Below are 25,670 nucleotides of genomic sequence, written 5' to 3'. Positions count from 1 at the left end.
CGGGAACGGCCTCAGTCCGCCTCGAGCTTCACACGCAGCTCGCGCAGCACCGGCAGCGCGGCGCGGACCTTGGTGTCGCCCAGCTCGCGCACCATTTCGAGGATCAGCGGCGTCATCGCCGAGAGCGCCGCCTCGCGGGCGCGCTGGCCTGCCGGGCTGATCGCCACCATCTTGCGGCGCGCGTCGTCCCAGTCGGGGCGGATGTGCACGTAGCCGGCGATCTCTAGCTTGGTCAGCGTGTTCGTCATCGCCCCGCGCGTGACGTGGAAACTGCGCGCCAGCTGCGCCGGACTGCGCTCGCCCTGAACCCGCGCAAGATGGTTCAGCACCGAGAAGTGCGAAATCTCCATCTTGTTCGGCAGAACCCGCGTGAGCCGGTTCCGCAACAGCTGGTCGGCTGTCAGAAGCTCGCTGAAGAGCGAGATGGCAAGCGCGGTGCTGTCACTCATGCGGGGCCGGAGAAGACACGGTCATGTTCCAAAGACGGGACTTGGCTGCGCGCTTTCTGGACTTGCGCGGGGTCGAGGTCAACAAACACCACGCCCGGCTCGGTGCCCGCGTCGACCAGGACCTCGCCCCAGGGCGAGACCGCCATGGAATGCCCGTAGGTGCGTCGGGCCCGCCCGCGCTGCGCCGGATGCTCGCCGGTCTGCGCGGGCGCCAGCACGTAGGACCCCGTCTCGATCGCCCGCGCGCGCAGCAGCGGCTCCCAGTGGCCGGGGCCCGTGGCCGGCGAAAAGGCCGCCGGCACCGTCAGGATCTGCGCCCCCGCCTGCGCCAGCGCGCGGTAGAGATAGGGAAACCGCACGTCGTAGCAGACCGAGAGACCCAGCATGCCGAAGGGCGTCGGCGCTGTCACCGCGCGGTCGCCCGGCGCGAAGCCAGCGGATTCGCGGTAGGTTTCGGTCTCGGTCACCTGCACGTCGAACATGTGCATCTTGTCGTAGCGCGCGGCAATGTTGCCCGAGGGGTCGATCAGGAACGACCGGTTGGCGAAGCGCTCTTCCGGCGGCTCGGACTTCACCGCGAGCGAGCCGATCAGCAGCCAGATGCCCAGCGCCGAGGCCGCGTCGCGCAGCCCGGCAAGCGTGGTGTCCTCGCCCTCCTGGCGCAGAACACCCTGCTGGTGCGTGCGACTGGCCGAGACGCAGTTTGTGACCTCGGGGGTCAGCACCAGCTCGGCGCCCCCCTCGGCCGCCTCCTGCAGCATCGGCAGCAGCATGCGCAGGTTTCCCGCCGGATCGTCCGAGGCGGTGATCTGGAGAAGCGCCGCCCGCATCAGCCGGCGAGCAACGTGTCGAGCTTGCCCGCACGGTCGAGCGCGTAAAGCTCGTCGCAGCCGCCGACGTGGGTGTCGCCCACGAAGATCTGAGGCACGGTCCGGCCGCCGCTGGCGCGCTGGATCATCTCGGGCTTGCGCTCGGGGTCGGCGGCGACGTCGATCTCGGTGAAATCGGCACCCTTGGAGGTCAGAAGCCGCTTCGCGGCGTGGCAGAAGCCGCAGAACGGCGAGGTATAGATCTCGATCGATTGCATGTCGGTATCCCTTTCACGGGCGAAACGCCCGGGTGTCACGGGATAACCTAGTGATCCTTGGTCACGCGTGCCAGAACGCTGACGCAAATCTCCGTGGCTCCGGCGGCATGACAGGCCGCCGCTGCCGCCGAAAGTGTCGCACCGCTGGTCATCACGTCATCCACCAGGAGCACCCGCCGCCCCGCCAGCCGCCCCGCGCGGCGCGGCACGGCCGTGATCGCGGCATCCAGCGTGGCGAACCGCTCCTCGCGCCCGCGCCCGTCGAGCGAGGGCGTGTGCCGCCCGCGCCGCAGCGCGTCGGGGCACCAGTCGATCCCCAGCGCGCGAGCCATGCCCCGCGCGAGCAGCGCCGCCTGGTTGTAGCGCCTCTTCAGGTGGCGGCGCGGGTGCAACGGAACCGGAACCGCGAGCATCCCCTCCCGCAGGATCGGCCGCGTCACCCGCGCCATCCACCCCGCCGCCGTCGCGGCGATGTCGTGCCGGTCGCCGTGCTTGAGCATCAGCACCAGCCGCCGGCCGTTGCCGGCATAGACCAGCGGCGCCCGCCCCTGCGCCCAGGGTCTTGGCGTCGCGAGACAGTCGTCGCAGTGCTCGGCCCGGTCCGATTGGCCGGGCAGCGGCGCCCCGCATAGATCGCATGCCAGCCCCGCCGTGAAGGGCGTGTCGCGCCAGCAGGGGCCGCAGAGACCGAAGTCGCTTTCGACCAGCCCGCCGCAGACAAGGCAGCGCGGCGGGTAGATCGCGTGAACCGCCGTTTGCAACGCCCGCTCCAGCACCCTATTTCCCCGTCATGTCCAGCCCATCGCCCCTTGTCGACCGCACCGCCCTGTCCCTGCACCGCGCCCGCGCCGCCCGCGACCCCGCGCTGTTCCTGCACGAGGCCGCCCGCGACGAGGCGCAGGATCGCCTCGCAATGGTTAAGAGAGAGTTTACGACGCCCGCCGTCGTGACGCCTTTCCCGCAGGTCTGGGAGGGCGCCCTGCCCGGCGCCCGGCTGATCCCCGACGACGAGACGCTGGCGCTGGACGAAGGCGCGCACGATCTGGTCATTCATGCCCTGGCGCTGCACTGGGCCAACGACCCGGTGGGCCAGCTCATTCAGTGCCGCCGCGCGCTGAAACCCGACGGGCTGTGCCTCGTGCTGGCTTTCGGCGGCGAAACCCTCACCGAGCTACGCGCCGCACTGGGACAGGCCGAGATCGAGGTCACCGGCGGCCTCTCGCCCCGGGTCGCGCCCATGGGCGAGATTCGCGACCTTGGCGGGCTGCTGCAACGGGCGGGCCTCGCCCTGCCGGTGGCGGACTCGTTCCCGCTGGCTGTCAGCTACGGCTCGGCGCTGCACCTGATGCGCGATCTGCGCGGCATGGGCGAGACCAACGCGCTGACCGGCCGCCTGCGCCATCCCACGCGGCGGAGCGTGCTGCTGCGTGCGGCCGAGATCTATGCCGAGAGCTTCGGCGCGGAGGGCCGCGTGCCCGCGACCTTCGAGCTGGTCACACTGACCGGCTGGGCGCCCTCGGCCGATCAGCCTCAGCCGCTGCGCCCCGGCTCTGCGGCGCAACGTCTCTCGGACGCATTGAACACCACGGAAACGCCGGTCGAGGATTGATCTATTCGGCCCAGCCGATACGTAACTCCCGCAACACGGGACAACATCAGGACGGTACAGATGCTCGACGCCACGAACAGCCCGCAGCGGCCCGCAGCGGCCCCGGCCGATCACCCCAAGGTCGCTTCGCCGAAGGTGGGCGTTCTGCTGGCGAACCTCGGGACGCCGGATCACTACTCGTACTGGCCGATGCGGCGCTACCTGAACGAGTTCCTCTCGGACAAGCGCGTGATCGACTACCCGAAGTGGAAGTGGCAGCCGATCCTTCAGACCATCATCCTGACCAAGCGGCCCTTCGCCTCGGGCGAGGCCTACAAGTCGATCTGGAACGAGGATCTCGACGAGAGCCCGCTGATGACCATCACCAAGCGTCAGTCCGCCGCCATCGGCGAGGCACTGCACGCGCGTTACGGTGACGAGGTGATGGTGGATTTCTGCATGCGCTACGGCAATCCCTCGACCGAGTCCAAGGTCCGCGCGATGGCCGAGGCGGGCTGCCGCAAGATCCTGTTCTTCCCGCTTTACCCGCACTACGCCGGCGCCACCTCGGCGACCGCGAACGACCAGTTCTTCCGTGCGCTGATGAAAGAAGCCTGGCAGCCCACCGCGCGAGTCGTGGACCCCTATTTCGAGCATCCCAAGTACATCGAGGCGCTGGCCCGCTCGGTCGAACGCGGCTACGAGGCGGTCGAGGACCGGCCGGACATGCTGATCGTGTCCTATCACGGCATGCCCAAGCGCTACCTGATGCAGGGCGATCCCTACCACTGCCAGTGCCAGAAGACGACGCGCCTGCTGCGCGAGCGCCTGGGCTGGGACGAGAGCGAGATCCGCACGACCTTCCAGTCGGTCTTCGGCCCCGAGGAATGGCTCAAGCCCTATACCGTCGAGGAAGTCGCCCGCATCGCCCGCGAGGAAGGGAAGAAGAAGATCGCGGTGATCGCACCGGCCTTCTCTGCCGACTGCATCGAAACGCTCGAGGAGATCAACGAGGAGATCAAGGAGAGCTTCGAGGAAGCGGGCGGGGAGCAGTTCACCTACATCCCCTGTCTCAACGATGATCCAGAGCATATCGAGGCCCTGACCACGGTCATCGACGAGAACCTCGGCGGCTGGGTGCGCTGAGGCGCACCCCGATCATCCGCACGGTGGCCCCGGTGGTGTGCGGACAAGAAAAAAGGCGGTGCGTCCCGGCACCGCCTTTTTCCATTTTGGAATGATCGAAGCGATCAGTCCGAAGCGGCCGCAGCAGCCACGACTGCGATCAGCAGCAGCGGGATGACCAGGCCGGCCGAGGAAGAGGACTGTTGGGTCTCTTCCACGACGACGACGGGCTCCATGACCACTTCGTCTTTTGCATAGGAGCCGGCCATGGCGGAGCTGGCCGCACCGGCGAACGCGACGGCGAGAGCGAGTTTTTTCATGTTATCCTCCAGATAATCGCCTGCCGCGTCCCACCCCGGGACGCACGGCAAGCACCCAAGACTTACCTCGTGAATTCGAGTAAGCACCAAACCGCCGAGATTGCAAATCCACTTTGTCTTCGCATTTTCCGCGGCTTGACCATGTCGTCAAATAAGCAACACCTGCGTTCCGACCTGGGCCATGCCGTACAGCTCTTCGATATGCTGGTTGTAGAGGCCGATGCAGCCATTCGACGAACGGCGGCCGATCTTCCGCGTGTCGTGTGTGCCGTGGATGCGGTAATAGGTCCAGCTCAGGTGCATGGCCCGGGTGCCCAGCGGGTTGTCGGGGCCCGGCGGGACATAGTCCGGCCACTCGGGATTGCGCTGCTTCATCGACGGTGTCGGCCGCCAGTCGGGCTCGGGGTCCTTGAGCACGACGCGGGTGCGGCCACGACGGGTCAGGTCTTCGGTCAGCGGCACCGAACAGGGATAGAGGTGGTAGCTGCCATCTTCCTGCCAGTAGTTCAGTGCCCGCGAGTCGATGTCGACGAGGATCGCGCCGTTGTTCAGGTTGTTGAAGTAGGGCTGCCAGTCCCGCGCCCGGAAGGCCGAGATGTTGCGGCGCACGCTCTTGGACAGGTCGCGTTCCATCTCGACGGTGCCTGGGCCCGTGACGCCCTGCGCCAATGCCGGGGTAGCGAGCAAAGCGGTTCCGCTTGCCAGGAATGCTCGCCTGTCAAATCGCTTGTGTGCCATGACCTTCTGATCCTTGTATGGCGGGAACGTATGGGAATCGCACGAAAGAGCAGGAAAGTTCCCGATACGCGAGTATATGATCCGAAAACCTCAGTCGCAAATCAATCGGCTGTCATGTCGCTCCCTCACGGGCATGTGCGTTTGCCCGCCCTGCCCGGGCGCGATAAGCATGAAGAAATACGCAAGAACCGAAGGCACCCCGATGCAAAGACGCAGTTTCCTGATGCTCGCGGGCGGACTCGCCGCCGCGGCCTGCAGCCCGGTCCCCGCACCTCCGCGCATGGGCGCCGACGGCAAGCCGCTGCCGAGGGTTTATCGAATTACGCCCGCCGACGCCGCGCGCATCGAGTACCGCGTGCTCGATTCGGTCAATGCCCTGCGCGAGGCGGCCGGGGCGCCGCCGCTCAAGCTGAACTCGCGGCTCAACGCCGCCGCCGAGACCCATTCGCGCGACATGTCGGTGCAGAACCGCCCGTGGCACTTCGGCTCGGACGGCTCCTCGGCCATCGACCGGCTCGAGCGGGTCGGCTACCGCGGCCGCTTTGTCGGCGAGAATGTCTCGGAAAGCTACGAGACCGAGCTGGCCACGCTGAGCGCCTGGATGGAGGACCCGGTGACCCGGCCCGTCATCCTCGACCCCAACGCGCGCGAACTGGGTTTCGCCTGGTACCAGGAGCCCAACGGCAAGATCTGGTGGACCATGGTGACCGGCACGCCCGAGGGCGCGACGCTGGGCGGCGACGACGCGACGGGGGCCTGAGCCCGTCCGGCGCCCCGCCGCCAGCCGCGCCTAGGGCCGGATGGTGATCGGGGTGCCGTCGCGCACCATCGCGTAGATCTGCTCGATCTCGTCATCGGTGACGGCAATGCATCCAGCCGTCCAGTCCCGCCGACCGTCGCGGTATTCCGGCGGCCGCCCGTGGATGAAGATGTCACCGCCCGGGCTCTTGCCCTGGGTCGAGGCGAAGGCATCGTCGTACTTGTTGGGATACGACACGCCGATGCTCAGGTGATACTTCGAGTTCGGGTTGCGCCGGTCGATGATGTAGGTTCCCTCGGGCGTTCGTCCGTCGCCGCTGAACCGTTTGTGCCCCCGCGGGGCGAAGCCAAGCCCGATGTCATAGTCGCGCAGAACCTCGTCGTGATGCAGGAGATACATCCGACGCCGGGATTTATACACGAGGACGTGGGTCACATCTGGCCCGCGATATGTCTTGAATTTGTCGTCACGCCTGCTGCTGCAGCCTGCGAGTGCCAAGAGCCCCACCGCCACGACAAGTCGCCTGTTTACTTGCATCTGTCTGCTCGCCGTTTTTTTTCGGAATGTACCTCAGAGCGGGACTTCGGGATAGGGACGATTCAGCGCCGGACATTAGCTCACGAAGCTGTGAGTCGGAAGCCTGCGACGAGTTCCACGTGGGTCGACCAGCGGAATTGGTCCACCACCTGCACGAAATCCAGCACGTAGCCCGCCGCCACCAGGCGCGCGGCGTCGCGGGCGAAGGTCACCGGGTTGCACGAAACGCAGGCGAGTCGCGGGATGCCGGCGGCAGCAAGCTCGGCGATCTGCGCCTGGGCCCCCGCGCGCGGCGGGTCGATCACGGCGGCGTCGAAGCCCGTCAGCTCGTCGGCTATCAGCGGCTCGCGAAACAGGTCGCGCGCCTCGTGGGTGACCTGCCGCAGCCCCTGCGCGTGCCGCCAGCCCCGGTCGAGCGCCGCGACCATCGCCCGGTCGCCCTCGACCGCGTGAACGCGCGCACGCTCGGCCAGCGGGAGGGCGAAGGTGCCGCAGCCTGCAAAGAGGTCGACCACGCGCGTCGCGCCCTCGGTGATTTTCAGCACCTCGGCCAGCAGCGCGGCCTCGCCCTGCGGCGTGGCCTGCAGAAACGCGCCGGGCGGAGGCACGACGGTGGCGCGCCCCATGCGCTGCCCGGGCGGGCGGCGCGTCAGCGCGATCTCGTCCCCCCAGGCGATGCGCGCGACATCGTGGCGCTGCGCCAGCTCGGCGAGCCCGGACTGCATCGCGGGCTCCAGCGCCTTGCCGCCGCTCACCGACACGTCGAGCCCGTCCTCGCTGACCGTGCAGAGCACCGAAAGCTCGTGCTTGCGGCTTGCGCCCATCACGGCCAGCTCCTCGGCCAGCGGAAGCGCCGCCGTGAGGCGCGGATCGACCAGAAGGCAGTCCGGGATCTCGACGATCACGTCGGAACGTTTCATGTGAAACCCTGCCTGCGCGCCCTTCTTGGTGCGCCGCGCCGAGAACGACGCCCGCCGCCGCGAGCGGGGCGGCGAGGTCACGCAGGGCCGCACCTCGGCCTCGAGCCCCTGGGCCGCCAGCGCCTGGCGCACGACGTCTTCCTTCCAGCGGGCGGTGAAGCCCTCGTCGGCGTGCTGCAACTGGCAGCCGCCGCAGCTTTTGGCATGACGGCAGGGCGCGCGGACGCGGGTATCGGCGGGCGTCACGATGCGCGGCTGCGCCATGACGCCGTTCTCGACGGTGCCCTCGACCTCTTCGCCCGGCAGGGTGCCGGGCACGTAGACGGGGCCCGGTGCGATGCCGTCGCCGTGATGTCCGAGGCGTTCGATGATGAGACGGTCCATGCCACGGCTCATGCCGTGGAATGCGCGCTGCGTCGAGTCCCCGCGTGACCGCCCGGCCCTACTCCGCCGCCTCGGGGTTCATGAAGCCGCCCGACTGCCGGCTCCAATAGCGCGCGTAGAGCCCGCCCTTCGCCAGAAGCTCGTCATGCGTGCCGGTTTCGGCGATGCGTCCGCGATCCAGCACGACGATCCGGTCCATCTCGGACAGGGTCGAAAGGCGGTGCGCGATGGCGAGCACCGTCTTGCCCTCCATCACCCGTTCCAAGGCCTCCTGGATCACCGCCTCGACCTCGGAATCCAGCGCCGAGGTCGCCTCGTCCAGCACGAGGATCGGCGCATCCTTGAGGATCGCGCGGGCCAGTGCGATGCGCTGCCGCTGTCCGCCGGACAGTTTCACGCCCCGCTCGCCGAGATGCGCGTCGTAGCCGGTGCGCCCCATGTGATCCTGAAGCCCCTCGACGAAATCATGCGCCTCGGCCTTGCGCGCGGCGGCGATGACCTCGTCCAGCGTGGCGCCGGGCTTGCCGTAGCGGATGTTGTCCAGCGCCGAGCGATTGAACATGGCCGTTTCCTGCGTGACCATGGCGATCTGCCGGCGCAGGCTTTCCTGCGTCACCTGCCCGATGCCCTGCCCGTCGATCTCGATCGCGCCTTTCTCGGCGTCGTAGAGCCGCAGCAGAAGCGCCACCAGCGTCGACTTCCCCGCCCCCGAGGCCCCCACGACGCCGACCTTCTCGCCCGGCGCGATGGTCAGGTCGATGTGCTCGACCCCGCCGCTCTCGCGGCCATAGGCGAAGGCCACATCCTTGAAGGCGATGCGCCCCTCGGACACCTCGAGCGCCCCGGCATCCGGCGCGTCCAGCAGCGTGTGCGGCGGCGTCAGCGTGCGGATCCCGTCCTCGATCTCGCCGACGTTTGCGTACATCCCCATGAGCGTGAAGCTCACCCAGCCGGTCATCTGCGCCAGCCGCAGCGAGATGGTGCCGGTTGCCGCGATGTCGCCGGTCGAGACCATGCCACTACTCCAGTAGACCAGCGACGCGCCGATCAGCATGACCGGCAGAAGCCCCGCCAGCGCCATGAGGCAGAACCGGAAGGCCGAGGAGACGCGCCCGAACTCGAGGAACCGCTCGCGGTACTTGCCCATGGCGGTCAGCGCGGCCTCGTCCTCGAAGTCGTCGTGGGCGAAGAGCTTCACGGTCTTGATGTTGGTCACGGTGTCGACGAGTTGCCCGGTGACATTGGCCCGCGCCGCCGCCCGCGCCTTGGACCGCGCCCGGATGCGCGGCATGAAGAAGCGGATCAGCCCGGCATAGGCCGCCGCCCAGGCCACCAGGCCCAGCGCGATGCGCCAGTCGACCGAGCCCAGCAGCAGCACCGAGCCCACGACCGCCGAGAGCGAGAACAGCACCGCGTTCATCATCTCGGAAACAACGTCGTTCAGCGCCCGCGCGGTCTGCATCTCCTTCTGCGAGATGCGACCGGCGAAATCGTTGTCGAAGAAGGTGACGGCATGGCCCAGCGTGTAGCGGTGCACGCGCGACAGGATCAGGTTGAACACGTTGGGCTGCATCATCACCGACTGCGCAAAGGCCGACAGGCCCATGACCGCCGGCCGCAGCAGCAGGAAGAAGCCCAGCACCAGCGCAAGGAAGCCCGCCTCGCGGGTCAGCACCGTCTCGGGCGGCCCCGCGAGCGCGCGGTCGATCACCGAGCCCAGGATCTTGGCCGCCAGCACGTCGAGCACGCCCGCGAAGGCCGAGATCGCCCCGGCGAACAGCATCACCGGCCAGGCGCCGGACAGCGCCCAGGCGATGAAGGCGCCCAGTGAGCGCGGCGGCGCGCTCTCGGCTCGGGCGAAGGGATCGATCCACTGTGAAAAGGTCATTCGGCAGCCCTGGTATCGGGGTCGAGGAATCCGCCCGACTGGCGGGCCCAGAACCCGGCATATAGGCCGCCCTGCGCCAAAAGCGCGTCATGGCTGCCCTGCTCGACGATGCGGCCCTCGTCCATCACCAGAATGCGGTCCATGTGGGCGATGGTAGAGAGCCGGTGCGCGATGGCAATGACGGTCTTGCCCTCCATCATGCCGTAGAGCGTGTCCTGGATCGCCGCCTCGACTTCCGAGTCGAGCGCGCTGGTCGCCTCGTCCAGCAGCAGGATCGGCGCGTCCTTGAGGATCACGCGGGCCAGGGCGACCCGCTGCCGCTGTCCGCCGGAAAGCTTCACGCCCCGCTCGCCCACGTGGGCGTCGTAGCCGGTGCGCCCCTGCGGATCCGCGAGCCCGAGGATGAAGTCATGCGCCTGGGCCTGTTTCGCGGCCTCGATCATCTGCGCCTCGCTGGCCTCTGGGCGGCCGTAGAGGATGTTGTCGCGGACCGAGCGATGCAGCAGCGCGCTGTCCTGCTGGACCATGCCGATCTGCCGCCGCAGGCTTTCCTGCGTGACGCCCGCGATATCCAGCCCGTCGATCAGGATGCGGCCCGTCTCGGCGTCGTAGAAGCGCAGCAGCAGCTTGACCAGCGTCGACTTGCCCGCGCCCGACCGGCCGACCAGCCCCACCTTCTCGCCCGGCGCGATGGTCAGGTCGATGGCGTCGAGCCCCCCGCTCTCGCGGCCGTAATGGTGCGACAGGTGCTCGAGCCGGATCTCGCCCCGGTCCATCTCCAGCGGCCGCGCGTCGGGCGCATCCAGCAGTTCGATGGGCTGGGCGATGGTCTCCATCCCCTCGGAAACCACGCCGAGCTGGCGGAAAAAGGTCGTCAGCGCCCACATGATCCAGCCGGTCATGGAATTCAGCCGCAGCGTCAGCGCCGTCGCGGCGGCGACCGCCCCAACGCTCGCCGCGCCCTGCATCCAGAGCGCCAGCGCCCAGCCGACGACACCGACGACCAGCAGGCCGTTCAGCACGACCAGCGCCACGTCCATGATGGTGAAAAGCCGCATCTCGGCCTGGAAGGTCACGCGCGCCTTCTCGATCGCCTCGCCGGCATAGGCGAGCTCGCGGTCGTGGTGGGCGAACATCTTGACCGAGTGGATGTTGGTGTAGCTGTCCACCACCCGCCCGGTGACGAAACTGCGGGCGTCCGAAGCCGCCTTCGAGGCCGGACCGATGCGCCGGATCGTCCAGCGCATGAGCAGGCAGTAGAGCGCGAACCATGCCGCCAATGGCAGCATCAGCCGCGGGTCGGCCTCGCCCAGCAGGATCAGCGCGCCGATGACATAGGCCAGCGAGAAGGTGATCGCGTCAAAGACCTGGAACACCGCTTCTCCGGCGGCGGGTGGCGTCTGCATGATCCGGTTGGCGATGCGACCGGCGAAGTCGTTCTCGAACCAGCCGACCGACTGGCGAAGGACATGGGCGTGCGAGCGCCAGCGGATCAACGTGCCGAAGTTCGGCATGATCGCGTTGTTCAACACCAGCACGTCCAGCGCCTGGATCGCCGGTCGCAGCAGCAGCACGAAGACCGCGAGCCCGATCAGCGCCCAGCCGTGGTCCGCCCAGACCTGCGCCGGATCGCCTCCCAGGATGTCGACGACCCAGCCCATGGCCCGGATCAGCCCGATCTCGACCGCCGCCACCGCGATCGACAGCAACGCCGCCCAGACAAAGACCCTCCGGAAAGGCCGCGCATAGCCCATGAGAAAGGGGAACAGCCGCGTCGGCGGCCGGTCCTCGGGCGCGTAGTCTTCGTAGGGGTCGACGAGATTTTCAAAGTGACGGAACACGGGACGAACCTTTCGCGCGGGCGCAGTCTGGTCGGTCTTCTACAGGAACACCATGACGGAAAAGACCGCCAGCGCCACGGCCATGATCCGGGTAAAGATCCGCCAGGCCAGCGGCGTGGTCAGAAGCAGGGTCAGCAACCGCCCGGCCGAGGTCCAGAACAGGCAGCAGAACAGGTTGATGCCGGAAAAGGCCGACCCCAAGCGCGCCGCCTCGACCCAGGGACGAGCCGCCGGGATAGGCCGACGCCGCGGCGAAGGCCACCGCCCAGACCTTCGGGTTCACCCATTGGAACAGCACAGCCTCGATGAAGGTCATCGGCCGCGCGCTTTCGGTCTTGCGGCGCCGGTCGGCGGTCCAGACGCCCCCAGGCCATCCACAGGATCCAGAGGCTCGCGGCGATCTTGAGGCCCAGCTCCAGCATCGGCGCCTGCCGCAGCAGCGCCGCGATCCCCAGCCCGGTCAGCCCGGCCGTGACGCCGACGCCCACCACCACGCCGAAGAGGTGCGGCAGCGTCGGCCGGATCCCGAAGCGCGCGCCGGAAGCGGTCAGCAGGATGACGTTCGGGCCGGGCGTGAAGAGCCCGAAGAACACGAAGGCATAGAGCGGGTCGATAATCATTCCTCCAGCAGCTCCGCCCGCGACAGGGCAAAGCCCGAGGCAATCCAGCGCGCCTCGAGTTCCGACAGCCGCTCGCCCAGCGCGGGGCCTTCGTAGGTGGGCATGAGGTCGCCGGCGGTGATCGGAAAGCGCGCGCGGCGCCCCGTCTCGATATCCGCCTCGGCATCTGGCGGCACCGGCGTGCCCAGCACCGCCGCGCGCAATGCCAGTAGGTCCCGGGCCAGGTCGGCCCCGTGGCGGTAGGCAATCTCGGCCACGCCCTGCGCGCCCTCGAGGAGCGCGCGCAGCGTTTCGAATGTCCGGCGATTCCGCTTCGACAGCCTCAGCGTATCCGCGTCGATCATGCCCAGCGCCGCGAGGCGCCGCATCGTGCAGGGCGCGAGGCCGAGCCCGGCTTCTTCGCTGACCAACGGCGCCAGCGGCGCGGCCACGGCCCCCGGCAGTACGCGGCGCAGCACGCCCACGCGCTCCATCACCGCCACCGAGGGGGCCGGATCGGGCGCCGAGAGCAGCTTGCGGATCTCCTGCCCCACCCGCTCGCGCGAGAGCGTCTCGAGACCCTCGAGGTTCGACGCGATCCCGTCCAGCGCATCCGCGTCGAACCCGGCCTCGGGATCGCCGTACCAGGCCATGAATCGGAAAAAGCGCAGCGTGCGCAGATAATCCTCGCGGATGCGCTCGCCCGCGTCGCGGATGAAGCGCACGCGCCGCGCCTGCAGGTCGGGCAGCCCGCCCAGCGGATCGAAGAGCGTGCCGCGCGCGTCGGCGTAAAGCGCGTTCATGGTGAAATCGCGCCGCGCGGCATCCTCGCCGATCTCGTCGGAAAAGCGCACCACGGCGCGGCGTCCGTCGGTCTCGACATCGGCGCGGAAGGTGGTGATCTCGTGCGGAATGCCTTCGCTCACGACCGTCACCGTGCCGTGGTCGATCCCCGTGGGCACGCATTTCAGGCCCGCCGCCGCGCTGAGGTCGGTCACGCGCTCGGGGCGCGCTTCGGTCGCGATGTCCACGTCTGTCACCGGCACGCCCATGAGCGCATTGCGCACGCATCCGCCCACGGCATAGGCCTGATGCCCGCCCCCTTCGAGCATCGCCATCACCGCCTGCGTCGGCGCGCGGCTCAACCAGTCACCGGTGACCTGCGTCATGAGCCCATCCGCCGGGCCAGCGCATGCAACATCCGCGCCGTCGCCCCCCAGATGTAGTAGGGCCCGAAAGGGACGGTGTAATAATACCGGCGCTGCCCGCGCCAGCGCCGGTACTGTACGCTGTAGCGCGCCGGCTCCATCACGTGATCGAAGGGCACGCGAAAGATCTCGGCAACCTCACCCGGCTCGGGCACCGGTGCAAAGGGATCGCGGATCAGCGCCACCACCGGCGTCACGCGAAACCCCGTCACCGTCTCGTGCGTGGGAAGCGTGTCGAGGATCTCGACCTGCGCCGGGTCCAGCCCCACCTCTTCGCGCGCCTCGCGCAGCGCGGCGGCGACCGGGTCGGCGTCACCCTCGTCCTGCTTGCCGCCGGGAAAGGCGATCTGCCCGGGGTGATGCTTGAGCCGCGGCGAACGCTTCGTCAGCAGCAGGTCGAGGCCGTCCGCGCCGGGCAGAAAGCCCGCCAGCACGCCCGCGGGCCGCAGGGTGCGTCCCGGCGGCAGCACTGTCTCGGGGTTCAGGTCGAAATCCGACGACGGCTCGGTCTCGCGGGCCAGCGCCCGGCGCAGCGCGTCGACCTGCGCCGCGGCCCGGCTCACTTCCGGGCCTCGAACCCCACGGTCGCGGGGTCCAGCCGGTAGTGCGCGCCACAGAACTGACAGTCGGCGGTGACGATGCCCTCGTCCGTCGTCATCTTCTCGATGTCGCGGGCCGAGTAGATCGACAGCGAGTTGCGCACGCGCTCTTCCGAACAGGTGCAGCCGAAGCGCACCGGCTGCGTGTCGAAGACGCGCGGCTGCTCCTCGTGGAACAGCCGCACCAGCAGGTCGGTCGGCGGCAGGTCCGGGCCGATCAGCTCGAGCTCGTCCACCGTGTCGACGTGGAAGTTCACGCGGCGCCAGTTCTCGCCGTCATCGTCGCCGAGCAGGTCCTCGGGGCGCAGGATGCCGTCCTCGGTGCTGGGGGCGATCCTTCGGCGAAAGGGACGGACGCCTCGGGCGATGTGCTGGATCATGATACCGCCCGCGCGCCAGCTCCCGGTCGCCGTCGGCTTCCATCGCCTTGCCATAGTTCAGCGCGAAGCGCGTCGCGATCTGCTCGGACTGGGCGAAGTAGGCCTGCGCGCAGTCGGCCAGCGAACTGCCGGCCAGCGGCGTGATGCCCTGGTAGGGCGTGGTGCCCCGGCCCTGGTCGATGAGGATGGCAAAGTAGCCCTCCTGCAGCTGCTCGAAGGCGGGCGCCTCTGTGATCTGGTCACGGTCGAAGCTGGCATAGGCGCGGATGCGGGCCGCCCCGCCCTCTTCCTCGGGGGCGAAGTAGTCGGTCGCGATCATCCGCAGCGCGCCGCGGGTCTGCACCTGCAGCGACAGTTTCCACCGCAGCTTCACGGTCTGGCCGATCAGCGCCGTCAGAAGGGCCATCTCGGCGATCAGCGTCTCGACCGCGTCGGGGTAGTCGTGCTGCTTCAGGATACCGTCAAGAACTCCGTCCAGCCGGGCGACCCGGCCACGGATGTCCGCGTGGTCAAGCTGAAAGGGCAGGACGGTGTCGTCCCAGGCGAGTTTGCCGATGGTCATGGGGTTTCCTTATGTGCCGCGCGTTGGCATATCGGCACCATATAGTCAGGACAAGGCCGGAACCAAGGGGGTCCCGCATGACACCACGCTACGGACACCCGCCCGAGGGCGGCCGCCGCTACACCCTGCGGCCCGGCGCCTACGCCATTCTGCCGCGCGGCGGTGCCCTGCTGCTCACCCACCAGTCCGAGCCCTGGCCCGAATTCCAGCTGCCCGGCGGCGGCATCGACCCCGGCGAAACCCCGATCGAGGCGCTGCACCGCGAGGTCTGGGAGGAGACCGGCTGGCGGATCGCCCGGCCCCGGCGGCTGGGCGCCTTCCGGCGGTTTGCCTACATGCCGGAATACGACCTCTGGGCCGAGAAGCTCTGCATCATCTATCGCGCCCTCGCCCGTGCGCCCGCCTGGGCGCCCCGGCCGAGCCCGGGCACGAGGCGCACTGGATCCTGCCCGAGGTGGCCGCCGAAACGCTGGGCAACCCCGGCGACCGCGCCTTCGTGCGGCGCCACGCACTCTAGGCACCGCCGTATTCGATCAGCGCCGCCGAGACGTCGTCCTCGAGCTCGGTTCCGGCCCGCGTTTCGCGAGTGAGCCGCCAGAAGAGATCGTCGAGAAACTCGGTCCCCGTGGCATCGCGACAGGCCAGCGCGAGCCGCAGAAGCCCCTCCTGCTCCAGCATGGCGCCGTCGGGGCGCATCGCCTCGGTAAGGCCGTCGGAATAAAGCAGCAGGCGGTCGCCGGGCCGCATCCCGAACCGAAGCCGTTCATAGCCTGCCTCGGGCACGAGGCCGATGGGCAGCCCGCCGGCGCCGATAAACTCCTGCGTGCCGTCTGCGCGCAGCAGCAGCGGCGGCGGGTGGCCCGCCTGCACCAGGTCGACCCGTCCGCTGTCGAGCCGAAGCGTGGCATAGGCCATGGTCAGGTACTCCGCGACACCCGGATCAGCCGCCAGCCGTTCGTTCAACCGCCGCGCGACCTCTTCCGGCGGGCGCAGGACCGTGCCGTGCATCATCCGCTCCAGCGCGACGTTCTGGTCGGGGAAATCGCCGCCGAGGTAGCCCGCCACCCGCGCGGTCATCAGCGCCGATGTGATGCCGTGGCCCGAAACGTCGATGCTGTAGACGCCCACCTCGCGCTCGCACTGGGCAAAACTGCCCACGAGATCGCCGCCGACGTGCCCGCAGGGTTTCAGCAGAAGGCTGACCTGCGTATCGCCGAAGCGCCGGCTGCGTCGCGGCACCAGCGCCTGCTGGATCGTGCGCGCCTGCCGCAGGTCGCGGTCGATGGCGTCATAGGCATCGCGCAGCCGGCCCAGGGTCTCCGAGAGGCGGCGCTCCATCAACAGGATACGAGCACCGGCATTGATCCGTGCATGCAGTTCCTCGGCATGGATGGGCTTGGTCAGGAAATCGTCCGCCCCGGCATCCAGCCCACGTGCGATCTCTCCTTTTTCGCTCTTCGAGGTGAGCAGGATGAAATAGCCGTAGGTCTCGCGCGGCAGGGCGCGGAACCTGCGGCAGAAGTCCAGCCCGTCCATCCCCGGCATCATCCAGTCCGAGAGCACCGCGTCGGGCTGCTGCGCCGCGCAGATCTCAAGCGCCTCCTCGCCACTGCGGGCCTGCCAGACCTCGAACCCGCGCCGCCGCAGCATGGACGACAGGATCTTGAGCTGCAGCGGGCTGTCATCGACCACCAGCACACGCCTCAAGAGCGCGCGGGCCTGCCCGGCATCGGCGTGGTCGGATGTCTCGGGCAGCACCGCTCTCTCCGCTTCGGACTCGTCCGCAGCGGCCCTAGCACCGCGGGTCTTAACGTCCCGTTTCGACGGGTTGGCGAGCGTCCAAAAGACTTCCTTCACCTTTGGCGGCTAGCAGGGTCGGAGGAGGTAACGGCATGATCGACTGGGACCGCGTGGCGGAACTGCACGAGGAAATCGGGCCGGAGGACTTCGGCGAGGTGGTGACGCTTTTCCTGCGCGAGGTCGAGATGACGCTCTCGGAACTGCCTTCGTGCCGCGATTCGCCCCCGATCCTCGGTGAACAGCTGCATTTTCTGAAGGGCAGCGCGCTGAACCTCGGATTCTCCGCGCTCGCCGCACTCTGCGAAACGGGCGAGGCGACAGCAGCCTCGGGCGCGGCCGAGGCAGTCGACATCGCGGCGATCCGTGCCGCCTATGCCGACTCGCGCCTGGAATTCCTGCACGAGCTGCCGGTTCGCATGGCTGCCTGAGCCCGATGCGGCTCAGATCACGAACTGCGCGAGCACTTCGTCGTCGGTGATATCGCGGTAGACGTACCCGTGTTCGTCCAGCCGCGCGAACAGCGTGGCGAAGCTCTCGGGTGTCACGGTCTCGATCCCGATCAGGACGGACCCGAAGTTCCGCGCCGACTTCTTGAGGTACTCGAACCGGGCGATGTCGTCGTCCGGGCCCAGCAGGTTCAGGAAATCGCGCAGGGCGCCGGGCCGCTGCGGCAACCGAAGGATAAAGTACTTCTTGATGCCGGAATACCGCTGCGCGCGTTCCTTCACCTCGGGCAGTCGCTCGAAGTCGAAATTCCCGCCCGAGGTCACGCAGACCACCGTGCGGCCACGGATCGACTGGCCGAGATCCTTGAGCGCATCCACCGCCAGCGCCCCCGCGGGCTCCAGCACCACGCCCTCGACGTTCAGCATCTCGAGGATCGTCGTGCAGAGCCGGTCCTCGTCCACGGCCAGCGTGTTGGCTATGCCCACGCCCTTGAGCCGTGCAAAGGTCTCCTGCCCGATCCGCGCCACCGCGGCGCCGTCGGCAAAGGTGTTCACTGTCTCCAGCGTCACCGGCTTGCCCGCCTCCAGCGCCGCGCGCAGGCAGGCCCCGCCCGAGGGTTCGACGAAGGTATACTGGCAGCCGGTGCCGAAATAGCTCACCAGCCCGGCGCTGAGGCCGCCGCCGCCCACCGGCACCACCAGGTGATCCGGCACGCGGCCAAGCTGCGTCTCGATCTCGACCCCGACGCTCGCCTGGCCCTCGATCACGTCCGGATCGTCAAAGGGCGACAGGAAATGCCCGCCGTTCTCGGCGCAAAAGGCCTGCGCCGCCGCGAGACAGTCGTCGAAGTAGTCGCCGATCATGCGGATCTCGATGAAGTCGCCGCCGAACATCCGCGTCTTCTGGATCTTCTGCTGCGGCGTCGTGACCGGCATGAAGATCACGCCGCGGATGCCGAACTGCCGGCACATGTAGGCCACGCCCTGCGCGTGGTTGCCCGCGCTCGCGCAGACGAAAAGCCCCGCATCGCGCCGCTTGCGCATGGCGTTGAAGGCGCCGCGCAGCTTGTAGCTGCGCACCGGGCTCAGGTCCTCGCGCTTGAGCCAGATGTCGGCGCCGAACCGCTCGCTCAGATGCGCGTTGCGCAGCAGCGGCGACTCGGGAAAGACCGTGCGCATTTCCTGGGTGGCCGCGAGGGCGGTATCGTGAAAGCTGTCCATTGTATTGGCTTGGCGCATCGTGGCCCGCAAGGCAAGCGGTCAGTCGACGGGACGGTGCTCGACGAAATGGCCGTAGAGCGTCGTCAGCACCGAGACGCCGATCATCGTGACGAACCAGTTCAGCACCACGCGATAGACCAGCGCGATCAGGCTACCGCTGTCCTGGTCCAGCAGCGCCGGCACCTCGACCAGCAGGCCGACCCCGATCACCAGCACCGCAAGCGTCACCACCGCACCGTCGTCATCGCGCGTCGCTGCCCAGGATTCGCCGATGGTCATCCGGCGCCCGAGGGCCGCCGCCGGCAGCACGAGGCCCAGCCGGAAGAACAGGTAGCTGCAAAGCCCCAACAGTCCGAAGATCAGAACTCCGCCAAAGCCCGGCACCGCCGTGGCCACCAGGCCAATGACGACGCCCGCCGCCAGCGCCGCGAGGATGACGACAAGCCCGATCAGCAACGACTGACCGAAATACCGCGCGATCTCGGAACCGTGCCAGCGCGGCAGCAAGCCCGCCGGCAATTCACCGGTGAGCACATAGCGATGCCAGGCCACGGCGATCCAGAGGCTTGCCAGAAGCGCGAAGATCGAGAGCGTCAGTTGCAGGCCCAGCCCCTCGGGCACGGCCGTGGGTTGCTCGCCCGCCATCGGCGCATTCACGAAGAAGGTCAGCTGGCTCGCGACCTGCACGAGATACAGAACCATCGAGACGCGCAGCGCCGCGCCGAGATTGTCGATCACCATCCGCGCCGAATGGAGGAAGATCCGCCAGCCTTTCATCGCGCCACCCCTTCTGGTCACGCCGCAGGGCTAGCACACCCGCGCCCCCCGTCAACGGCGCATCCTTGCCCCCCGCGACGAAACGCATTACTCCGCCTGCCAAACCGACCTGAGGAACCAGCACATGTCCGCGCCCAAGAAAGTCGTCCTGGCCTATTCCGGCGGCCTCGACACCTCGATCATCCTGAAATGGCTCCAGACCGAGTACGGCTGCGAGGTCGTGACCTTCACCGCCGACCTCGGCCAGGGCGAGGAACTCGAACCGGCGCGCCATAAGGCCGAGATGCTGGGCGTGAGCGAGATCTACATCGAGGACCTGCGCGAGGAATTCGTGCGCGACTTCGTCTTCCCGATGTTCCGCGCCAACGCGCTCTACGAGGGACTCTACCTGCTGGGCACCTCCATCGCGCGCCCGCTGATCTCCAAGCGACTGGTCGAGATCGCCGCCGCGACCGGCGCCGACGCCGTGGCGCACGGCGCGACCGGCAAGGGCAACGACCAGGTCCGGTTCGAACTCGCGGCCTATGCGCTGAACCCCGATATCAAGGTGATCGCGCCGTGGCGGCTGTGGGACCTGACCTCGCGGACGCGGCTGATCGACTTCGCCGAAAAGAACCAGATCCCGATCGCCAAGGACAAGCGCGGCGAGGCGCCCTTCTCGGTTGACGCGAACCTGCTGCACACCTCCTCCGAGGGCAAGGTGCTGGAAGATCCCTCCGAGCAGGCGCCCGACTACGTCCTGCAGCGCACCGTCCCTGTCGAGCAGGCCCCGAACGAGCCCGAATTCATCGAGATCACCTTCGAGAAGGGCGACGCGGTCGCCATCGACGGCGAGGCCATGTCGCCCGCGACGATCCTGACGAAGCTCAACGAGCTGGGCGGCAAGCACGGTATCGGTGTGCTCGACCTCGTGGAAAACCGCTTCGTCGGCATGAAGTCCCGCGGCATCTACGAAACGCCGGGCGGCACCGTCCTGCTCGAGGCGCACCGCGGGATCGAGCAGATCACGCTCGACAGCGGCGCCGGGCACCTCAAGGATTCGATCATGCCGCGCTACGCGGAGCTGATCTACAACGGCTTCTGGTTCTCGCCCGAGCGCGAGATGCTCCAGGCGCTGATCGACCGGTCGCAGGAGCATGTCTCGGGCACCGTCCGGCTCAAGCTCTACAAGGGTTCGGCCCGCACGGTCGCACGCTGGTCGGATCACTCGCTCTACTCCGAGGCGCATGTCACCTTCGAGGAGGACGCGGGCGCCTACGATCAGGAAGACGCCAAGGGCTTCATCCAGCTCAACGCGCTGCGCCTCAAGCTGCTCGCGGCGCGGGAGCGGCGGCTCAAGGGCTGAACGGCTACCGGCACGCCCGACCGACGGCTGCCTCCGGCGGGGATATTTGACGGCCAGAAGAAGCTCCGGGCCCTGCGCCTGCAGCATCTTCTGGCCTGAAATATCCCGGGGAGTCGCGGCTTGCCGCGACGGGGCAGAGCCCCCAGAATGACCGGGCAATCGTGCATGGGGGACCGTTTGGCAGAGTTCCGCGAATTCCTCGACGCGCAGGACAGAGTGTGGCCGCAAGTGCTTGCCGAGCTGAGGGCCGGCCGCAAAACCACGCACTGGATCTGGTGGGTCTTTCCCCAGCTCGCCGAGCTCGGACGATCCGCGCGGGCCCGGCATTTCGGACTGGCGGGTCCGGAGGAGGCTGCGGCCTACCTTGAGCATCCCGTGCTGGGACCCCGCTTGGTCGAGGTCTCGGGCCTGTTGCTGGAGCACGTCGGAACATCTCCGAATGACATCCTCGGATCGGTCGATGCGCTGAAGGTGCGTTCCTGCATGACGCTCTTCGAGGCCGTGCCGAACGCGCCGCCCGTCTTTGCGGAGGTTCTGGACAGGCTTTACGGCGGCGAACGCTGTCCGGTCACGCGGGACAGGCTCGTCTAGGGCCGCCCCCGCGTCGCGCGCGGGAGCGGCTTGTCGGCTTACTGGGCCGTGATCGTGGTCATCACCAATTCGCCCTCGGGCTTGATCGGCCCATCCTCGGTGGCGCCGAGGGTGTATTCGAAGACGCCCGTCTCCATGCCACCGGCCTCGCTGTGCACCATGAGCATCAGCATGTCGCCCGGTGCAACCTCTTCGGTCAGGATGGCGGCGACGTCGGCGGTCTCGCCGGCGCGCAGGGGTGCATGGCCGACCACCGGGCCGGGCGCCATGTCGGAGTCGGTGCGGTGCACGACCAGCCAGCCGTTTTCCGGGGCGTTCACCACATCGGCGCTGACAACGCCGTTTTCAACGCTCTGGTCCGTAGCCTCGACCATGGGCGTCATGGAATGGGAGGCGGCATAGGCACCGGTGGCGGTGCTCAGCGCGGCGGCGGCAATCAGGTATTTCATCGTGTCGCTCCTTTCGGTTGCAGACGCGGGCGGCGTCATGCCGCCCGGCCTGCCCGAAGGCACGCAGATCGCGCGGCCGGAGTTTCACGAATTGTAAGATTAATGCGCGCTCAGTGCCCGTGCGCGCAGTTTTTCGTAGTGTGGCATGGCCTCGTCCGCGAGCCGCGCGGCATCCCCGGAAAGCGCCGGTAGCCGCCCTTCGGCGCTGGCGAAGCCGGTGGAGCGATGGACCGAGGCGTACCAATGCGGGGCCCAGGCGCCATCCTGCGGATGTCCGCCGGCCGGCCAGGACAGCATGCCTTCGTCGAAGGGCAGCCCGATCGCCCCGCAGAGGGCGCGCAGCATGCCATCGGGGTCGCGGCGGATGTCGGCGCTGTCGATCACCACCGGAGCCTGGCCCAGCGACCGAACGTGATCGTGGAGCTCGGCCTGCGTCTCGAAGCCGATGTCCTCGGCCCCGGCATGCGCGTAGCCCTTGGTGAAACTCGCGACCACGCGCGCCGGGTGACGGATGAGGAAGACATTGACGCAATCGGCCATGAAATCGCGCGGGATGCCCTCGATCATGTGCTGGCACATGTGCTTGTGGTAGGCATGCGGCTTGCCGCCGGGGATCGGGCCCAGAAGATCGCGGGCAACCTCACCCGCGTCCTCGGGGCGGCTTGCCTTGATCTCGTCCGCCATGGGATGCGGCAGGCCGGTCAGCCGCAGGTAGGGGCCATAGAACGGCTCGTCCACGACATGACAGTCGCCGCGGTTGGCAAAGGAGTACATCATCGCGGTCGAAAGGTTCCGCGGGCCGGACCACATGGCGATCCTCATGGCGTCACCAGTTCCTTGTAGAGGGCGCGGAGGCGCTTCGTGACCGGGCCCATCTCGCCGCCTCCGATCACGCGGCCGTCGATCTCGCCCACCGGGGTCTGGGCGCCGAAGGTGCCCGTGAGGAAGGCCTCGTCGGCGCCGTAGGTGTCCACGAGGGAATAGTTGCGTTCGTGTACGGGGATGTCGTTGGCGCGGCAGAGGTCGATCACCTTCTGCCGGGTGATCCCGTTCATGCAGTAGTCACCGGTGCTGGTCCAGACCTCGCCCTTGCGGACGATGAAGAAGTTGCAGGCGTTGGTGGTGTTCACGAAGCCATGCACGTCGAGCATCAGCGCCTCGTCCGCGCCGGCCTTTTCGGCGGCGATGCAGGCAAGGATGCAGTTCAGCTTGGAATGAGAGTTGAGCTTGGGGTCCTGCGTCATCGGCAGCCCGCGCTGGTGCGGCACGGTCGCGAGCCGGATTGGCCGCGGGATCGAGGGGCGCGAATGCTCCATCAGGATCACCACGGTGGGCCCTTGCCGGCTGAGGGCGGGGTGCTGGAAGGGCCGCGATTTCACGCCGCGCGTGACCATCAGGCGGCAATGCGCGTCGGTGTGCATCCCGTTGGCGCGCTGAGTCTCGAAGAGCGCCTCGGTCAGCTCGGCGCGACTCATGCCGATGTCGAGGTCGATGGCCAGCGCCGCCTCGAAAAGCCGGTCGAGATGCTCGTCGAGGAAGGTCCAGCGTCCCTCGTAGAGCCGCAGCCCCTCCCAGATGCCGTCGCCCAGCATGAAGCCGGAATCGAAGACCGAAACCATGGCCTCGGCCCGCGGTTTCAGGGTGCCGTTGATCCAGATGCGCACCCTCTCGTTGCGCGCGTCCTCTTCGGCCTGGTGGGTGGTGACGTTGTCCATGCGGCGCAGGCTAGGCAGGCCGCCGGGGAAAGGAAAGAGGGTCACGCCCTCTCACCAAGTGGTGAGACCGCGTTTCAGCGGATTGATCGACGGGGGGTCTCGGCGCAGCCTCTTGCGCAAACGGAGGAAAGCGACATGAAAGCCATCGTTCTGACACTCGCGCTCGCGCTGGGAGCCGGCGCTTTCGCCGAGCGCGCCGCCGCTGCGGACATCACCGTCGCCGGCGGATGCTTCTGGTGCGTCGAGGCCGACTTCGAGAAGGTGCGCGGCGAGGGCGACGCCGTCTCGGGCTACACCGGCGGCACGGTCGCCAATCCGACCTACAAGCAGGTCACCCGTGGCGGCACCGGCCACTACGAGGCGGTGCGCATCCCCTTCGATGCCGGGCAGGTGTCGCGCGACCAGCTCTATTCGATGTTCTTCCGCTCGGTCGACCCGACCGATGCCGGCGGGCAGTTCTGCGACCGCGGCGAAAGCTACCGTACCGCGATTTTCGTGGACGGTCCCGAGGACCGCGCGGCCGCCGAACGCGCCAAGGCCGAGGCGGAAAAGGCCCTGGGCCAGGAGATCGTGACGCCGATCCTGGATGCCAAGCCCTTCTACGAGGCCGAGGAATATCACCAGGACTACTACAAGAAGGACGACCTGATCCTGTCGCGCTTCGGTCCGATCTCGAAGGAGAAGGCCTACGACCGCTACCGCGATGCCTGCGGCCGCGACCAGCGCGTGCGCCAGCTCTGGGGTGACGCGGCACCCTTCGCGGGCAGCTGACGGCTCAGCCCTCGTCCCGACCCAGAAGGCTGTCCTGCACGTCCTTGAGGTCGGGGATCACGTCGGCTGTGCCGCGGCGGGTGACCATGATCGCCGCCGCCCGCTGCGCTTGGGCGATGGACTGCGCCATCGGCATCCCCCGGTCCAGTCCGGCCAGCAGGTAGCCGGTGAAGGTGTCCCCTGCCCCGGTCGTGTCGACCGGCGTCACGCGGTAGGCCGGGAAATCGCGCGACGCGCCAGTGGGCGTGTGAACCCAGCGGCAGCCCTCGGACCCCAGCGTGATGATGACGTCGCGGATCGGCAGGGCCTCGGGCGGCTTGCCGGTGGCCTCTTCAAGTTGCTCTGCCTCGACCGCGTTCAGCACGATCAGGTCCAGCAGCGGCAGGACACGCTTGACCGCCTCGGCGTCGAAGGGCGCGGCGGCATGAGCGACCCGCAGGCCCTTCTCGCGCGCCATTTCGGCGCCCTCGGCCTGCGCGCTCGTCTCGTTCTGGAACAGGAAGAGATCACCGGGCCGCGCCATGTCGAGTGCGGCGGCCACCATTTCGGGCGTGATCGCCGCGTTGGCGCCGGGGTGGATCAGGATGGTGTTCTCGCCCGCCTCGTCGACCGCGATGATCGCGTGACCGGTCGCCGCGTCGACCCGCGCGATGCTCCGGGTGTCGACGCCATATTCCATCAGGCGCTCGACGGCCCAGGCTCCATCCGGGCCGACCGCACCGATGTGGGCGGTCCGCCCGGCAGCGCGGGCCGCGGCCACCGACATGTTGGCGCCCTTCCCGCCCAACCCGCGGTCAAGCGATTGCGTCGCGATGGTCTCGCCCGGGCGCGGCAGGCGCCGCACCCGGTAGGTCATGTCGGCATTGATCGAGCCGAGATTGAAGATCGTCATGGTTCCGGTCCCGCCCGGTGCGCCCCGTGGCCGGGCCACGGGGCTGCCGGATCAGTTCGTCGACGCGGCCCGCGCCGCCGTGGTCACGAGCGACGGGGTGATCTGGGAAATCACGCGGCCCCAGCGCGTCACCGGCTGCTCGGCCACGAAGATCACGTCGTTCGGCCGCAGCTCGAAACGCGTCGCCAGCATGAAGTTCGTCGCGTCGCGGCCGTCGAGCTGCCAGGCCGTCACGGCCCCGAACTCGCGCGGATCGGGCGAGCCGCGCAGCACGTAGATCTCGCGCACGTTGCCCGATTCCGTCGGCACGCCGCCGTTGCTGTAGAGCGCGTCCGCCAGCGAGGCGGTCTTGCCGAAGGGCAGCGGGTAGCGCGCCTGGCTGTCGACCTCGCCGGTCAGGTAGACGTAGTCGCGGTCGACCGAGTCCAGCTCGAGCCGGGTCATGTAGTTGTCCCGTGCCTCGCCCAGAGCGTTGCGCCGGATCGACATCTCCGAGTTCAGCTCGTTCAGCGCGGCGACCCGCGATGCCTGACGGAATTCCGAGATGCGGATCTGCTGCTCGAAATAGGCCTGCGCGAGGTCGAGCTCGTAGGCGGTGTCCACGAAGACGCTGTCGCCGTCGACCAGCTGGATGCGGCGCAACCCGTTGTTGGAATAGAGATCGCGCAGCGGCACCTG

Annotated in this window: 27 protein-coding genes and 3 pseudogenes; 8 read left to right on the top strand and 22 right to left on the bottom strand. The window is 68.3% G+C overall.

Annotation, left to right across the window (positions count from 1 at the left end):
- Window positions 1-11: 11 nt before the first annotated feature.
- The 4 genes from SALMUC_RS10990 to SALMUC_RS10975 are packed head-to-tail and all read right to left on the bottom strand — an operon-like array spanning window position 12 to window position 2,297.
- Window positions 12-449: a MarR family winged helix-turn-helix transcriptional regulator gene (locus SALMUC_RS10990; RefSeq protein WP_020039501.1), complete on the bottom strand. Its 438-nt coding sequence runs from the start codon at window positions 447-449 to the stop codon at window positions 12-14.
- Window positions 446-1,279, bottom strand: coding sequence for a carbon-nitrogen hydrolase family protein (locus SALMUC_RS10985; RefSeq protein ID WP_020039500.1), 834 nt, complete (start codon window positions 1,277-1,279; stop codon window positions 446-448). Before SALMUC_RS10985 ends, SALMUC_RS10990 begins: the two co-directional genes overlap by 4 nt.
- Window positions 1,279-1,536 (bottom strand): glutaredoxin 3, encoded by a 258-nt coding sequence (gene grxC / locus SALMUC_RS10980; RefSeq protein WP_020039499.1) that lies wholly within the window; start codon window positions 1,534-1,536, stop codon window positions 1,279-1,281. Before grxC ends, SALMUC_RS10985 begins: the two co-directional genes overlap by 1 nt.
- A 47-nt stretch (window positions 1,537-1,583) precedes the next feature.
- A complete protein-coding gene (locus SALMUC_RS10975) occupies window positions 1,584-2,297 on the bottom strand; it encodes a ComF family protein (protein ID WP_020039498.1) in 714 nt (237 codons plus the stop codon).
- A 29-nt stretch (window positions 2,298-2,326) separates the two neighbouring features.
- Between SALMUC_RS10975 and SALMUC_RS10970 the strand changes: the two genes are divergently transcribed.
- Together SALMUC_RS10970 and hemH are read left to right on the top strand one after the other, a co-directional pair.
- Window positions 2,327-3,145, top strand: coding sequence for a methyltransferase domain-containing protein (locus SALMUC_RS10970; RefSeq protein ID WP_020039497.1), 819 nt, complete (start codon window positions 2,327-2,329; stop codon window positions 3,143-3,145).
- A gap of 60 nt (window positions 3,146-3,205) precedes the next feature.
- Window positions 3,206-4,270, top strand: a complete 1,065-nt coding sequence (gene hemH / locus SALMUC_RS10965) for a ferrochelatase (RefSeq protein WP_020039496.1) — start codon at window positions 3,206-3,208, stop codon at window positions 4,268-4,270.
- Between the two features lie 104 nt (window positions 4,271-4,374).
- On the opposite strand, the gene SALMUC_RS10960 is transcribed toward hemH, so the two are convergent.
- The gene (locus SALMUC_RS10960; RefSeq protein ID WP_020039495.1) at window positions 4,375-4,569 is read right to left on the bottom strand and encodes a hypothetical protein; all 195 of its coding nucleotides are present in this window, start codon (window positions 4,567-4,569) and stop codon (window positions 4,375-4,377) included.
- Window positions 4,570-4,716: 147 nt separating this feature from the next.
- Window positions 4,717-5,307 (bottom strand): L,D-transpeptidase, encoded by a 591-nt coding sequence (locus SALMUC_RS10955; RefSeq protein WP_021120234.1) that lies wholly within the window; start codon window positions 5,305-5,307, stop codon window positions 4,717-4,719.
- A 202-nt stretch (window positions 5,308-5,509) separates the two neighbouring features.
- On the opposite strand from SALMUC_RS10955, the gene dalA reads away from it, so the two are divergent.
- Window positions 5,510-6,067: a divisome-associated lipoprotein DalA gene (gene dalA, locus SALMUC_RS10950; RefSeq protein ID WP_037371723.1), complete on the top strand. Its 558-nt coding sequence runs from the start codon at window positions 5,510-5,512 to the stop codon at window positions 6,065-6,067.
- A 30-nt stretch (window positions 6,068-6,097) separates the two neighbouring features.
- On the opposite strand, the gene SALMUC_RS10945 is transcribed toward dalA, so the two are convergent.
- The 8 genes and pseudogenes from SALMUC_RS10945 to hslO all read right to left on the bottom strand — a co-directional run bounded on the left by SALMUC_RS10945 (window position 6,098) and on the right by hslO (window position 14,985).
- On the bottom strand, window positions 6,098-6,604 hold the full coding sequence (locus tag SALMUC_RS10945; RefSeq protein WP_037371721.1) for a L,D-transpeptidase family protein: 507 nt from the start codon (window positions 6,602-6,604) through the stop codon (window positions 6,098-6,100).
- An 80-nt stretch (window positions 6,605-6,684) separates the two neighbouring features.
- Entirely contained in the window at window positions 6,685-7,908 is a 1,224-nt protein-coding gene (locus SALMUC_RS10940) for a class I SAM-dependent RNA methyltransferase (RefSeq protein WP_020039491.1), read from the bottom strand.
- Window positions 7,909-7,966: 58 nt separating this feature from the next.
- Entirely contained in the window at window positions 7,967-9,796 is a 1,830-nt protein-coding gene (locus SALMUC_RS10935; RefSeq protein WP_020039490.1) for an ABC transporter ATP-binding protein, read from the bottom strand.
- Window positions 9,793-11,637 carry an ABC transporter ATP-binding protein gene (locus SALMUC_RS10930; protein ID WP_020039489.1) on the bottom strand — a complete coding sequence of 615 codons (1,845 nt, stop codon included), beginning with the start codon at window positions 11,635-11,637 and terminating at the stop codon, window positions 9,793-9,795. Before SALMUC_RS10930 ends, SALMUC_RS10935 begins: the two co-directional genes overlap by 4 nt.
- A 131-nt stretch (window positions 11,638-11,768) precedes the next feature.
- Entirely contained in the window at window positions 11,769-12,257 is a 489-nt protein-coding gene (locus tag SALMUC_RS10925; protein WP_021120232.1) for a LysE family translocator, read from the bottom strand.
- Window positions 12,254-13,405, bottom strand: a complete 1,152-nt coding sequence (locus SALMUC_RS10920; RefSeq protein WP_020039487.1) for a CCA tRNA nucleotidyltransferase — start codon at window positions 13,403-13,405, stop codon at window positions 12,254-12,256. Before SALMUC_RS10920 ends, SALMUC_RS10925 begins: the two co-directional genes overlap by 4 nt.
- Window positions 13,402-14,007: a CoA pyrophosphatase gene (locus tag SALMUC_RS10915; protein WP_021120231.1), complete on the bottom strand. Its 606-nt coding sequence runs from the start codon at window positions 14,005-14,007 to the stop codon at window positions 13,402-13,404. The genes SALMUC_RS10920 and SALMUC_RS10915 overlap by 4 nt, the downstream gene beginning before the upstream one ends.
- Window positions 14,004-14,985, bottom strand: a pseudogene (hslO, locus tag SALMUC_RS10910) (Hsp33 family molecular chaperone HslO). The gene SALMUC_RS10915 and the pseudogene hslO overlap by 4 nt, the downstream one beginning before the upstream one ends.
- A gap of 77 nt (window positions 14,986-15,062) precedes the next feature.
- On the opposite strand from hslO, the pseudogene SALMUC_RS28890 reads away from it, so the two are divergent.
- A pseudogene (locus SALMUC_RS28890) lies at window positions 15,063-15,502 on the top strand (NUDIX domain-containing protein).
- On the opposite strand, the gene SALMUC_RS10900 reads toward SALMUC_RS28890, so the two are convergent.
- Complete coding sequence (locus tag SALMUC_RS10900; protein ID WP_020039485.1) at window positions 15,499-16,743, bottom strand: PP2C family protein-serine/threonine phosphatase; 1,245 nt, start codon at window positions 16,741-16,743, stop codon at window positions 15,499-15,501. The pseudogene SALMUC_RS28890 and the gene SALMUC_RS10900 sit on opposite strands and share 4 nt — an antisense overlap.
- Before the next feature lie 134 nt (window positions 16,744-16,877).
- Between SALMUC_RS10900 and SALMUC_RS10895 the strand changes: the two genes are divergently transcribed.
- Window positions 16,878-17,213 (top strand): Hpt domain-containing protein, encoded by a 336-nt coding sequence (locus tag SALMUC_RS10895; RefSeq protein ID WP_020039484.1) that lies wholly within the window; start codon window positions 16,878-16,880, stop codon window positions 17,211-17,213.
- Window positions 17,214-17,225: 12 nt separating this feature from the next.
- Here SALMUC_RS10895 and ilvA read toward each other — a convergent pair whose 3' ends face one another.
- Complete coding sequence (gene ilvA, locus SALMUC_RS10890; protein ID WP_020039483.1) at window positions 17,226-18,452, bottom strand: threonine ammonia-lyase IlvA; 1,227 nt, start codon at window positions 18,450-18,452, stop codon at window positions 17,226-17,228.
- Window positions 18,453-18,491: 39 nt separating this feature from the next.
- On the bottom strand, window positions 18,492-19,229 hold the full coding sequence (locus SALMUC_RS10885) for a hypothetical protein (protein WP_020039482.1): 738 nt from the start codon (window positions 19,227-19,229) through the stop codon (window positions 18,492-18,494).
- A 124-nt stretch (window positions 19,230-19,353) separates the two neighbouring features.
- Between SALMUC_RS10885 and SALMUC_RS10880 the strand changes: the two genes are divergently transcribed.
- Together SALMUC_RS10880 and SALMUC_RS10875 are read left to right on the top strand one after the other, a co-directional pair.
- On the top strand, window positions 19,354-20,574 hold the full coding sequence (locus tag SALMUC_RS10880) for an argininosuccinate synthase (RefSeq protein ID WP_020039481.1): 1,221 nt from the start codon (window positions 19,354-19,356) through the stop codon (window positions 20,572-20,574).
- A 147-nt stretch (window positions 20,575-20,721) separates the two neighbouring features.
- Complete coding sequence (locus SALMUC_RS10875) at window positions 20,722-21,165, top strand: DUF1810 domain-containing protein (protein ID WP_020039480.1); 444 nt, start codon at window positions 20,722-20,724, stop codon at window positions 21,163-21,165.
- 38 nt (window positions 21,166-21,203) lie between these two features.
- Here SALMUC_RS10875 and SALMUC_RS10870 read toward each other — a convergent pair whose 3' ends face one another.
- From SALMUC_RS10870 to SALMUC_RS10860, 3 genes are all read right to left on the bottom strand, one after another.
- On the bottom strand, window positions 21,204-21,614 hold the full coding sequence (locus tag SALMUC_RS10870; protein ID WP_020039479.1) for a DUF7282 domain-containing protein: 411 nt from the start codon (window positions 21,612-21,614) through the stop codon (window positions 21,204-21,206).
- A gap of 99 nt (window positions 21,615-21,713) precedes the next feature.
- Window positions 21,714-22,436, bottom strand: a complete 723-nt coding sequence (locus SALMUC_RS10865; protein ID WP_020039478.1) for a sulfotransferase-like domain-containing protein — start codon at window positions 22,434-22,436, stop codon at window positions 21,714-21,716.
- Entirely contained in the window at window positions 22,433-23,329 is an 897-nt protein-coding gene (locus SALMUC_RS10860; protein ID WP_020039477.1) for a D-amino acid aminotransferase, read from the bottom strand. Before SALMUC_RS10860 ends, SALMUC_RS10865 begins: the two co-directional genes overlap by 4 nt.
- A 135-nt stretch (window positions 23,330-23,464) precedes the next feature.
- On the opposite strand from SALMUC_RS10860, the gene msrA reads away from it, so the two are divergent.
- Window positions 23,465-24,100, top strand: a complete 636-nt coding sequence (gene msrA, locus SALMUC_RS10855) for a peptide-methionine (S)-S-oxide reductase MsrA (RefSeq protein WP_020039476.1) — start codon at window positions 23,465-23,467, stop codon at window positions 24,098-24,100.
- A 4-nt stretch (window positions 24,101-24,104) separates the two neighbouring features.
- On the opposite strand, the gene SALMUC_RS10850 is transcribed toward msrA, so the two are convergent.
- Together SALMUC_RS10850 and SALMUC_RS10845 are read right to left on the bottom strand one after the other, a co-directional pair.
- Window positions 24,105-24,992 carry a ribokinase gene (locus SALMUC_RS10850; protein WP_020039475.1) on the bottom strand — a complete coding sequence of 296 codons (888 nt, stop codon included), beginning with the start codon at window positions 24,990-24,992 and terminating at the stop codon, window positions 24,105-24,107.
- A 51-nt stretch (window positions 24,993-25,043) separates the two neighbouring features.
- A pseudogene (locus SALMUC_RS10845) lies at window positions 25,044-25,670 on the bottom strand (polysaccharide biosynthesis/export family protein); the annotation flags it as partial.

The sequence above is a fragment of the Salipiger mucosus DSM 16094 genome (assembly GCF_000442255.1).
Classification (GTDB): domain Bacteria; phylum Pseudomonadota; class Alphaproteobacteria; order Rhodobacterales; family Rhodobacteraceae; genus Salipiger; species Salipiger mucosus.
The sequence above is the reverse complement of the archived record's forward strand: the minus strand, read 5'-3'. Positions and strand labels throughout refer to the sequence as shown.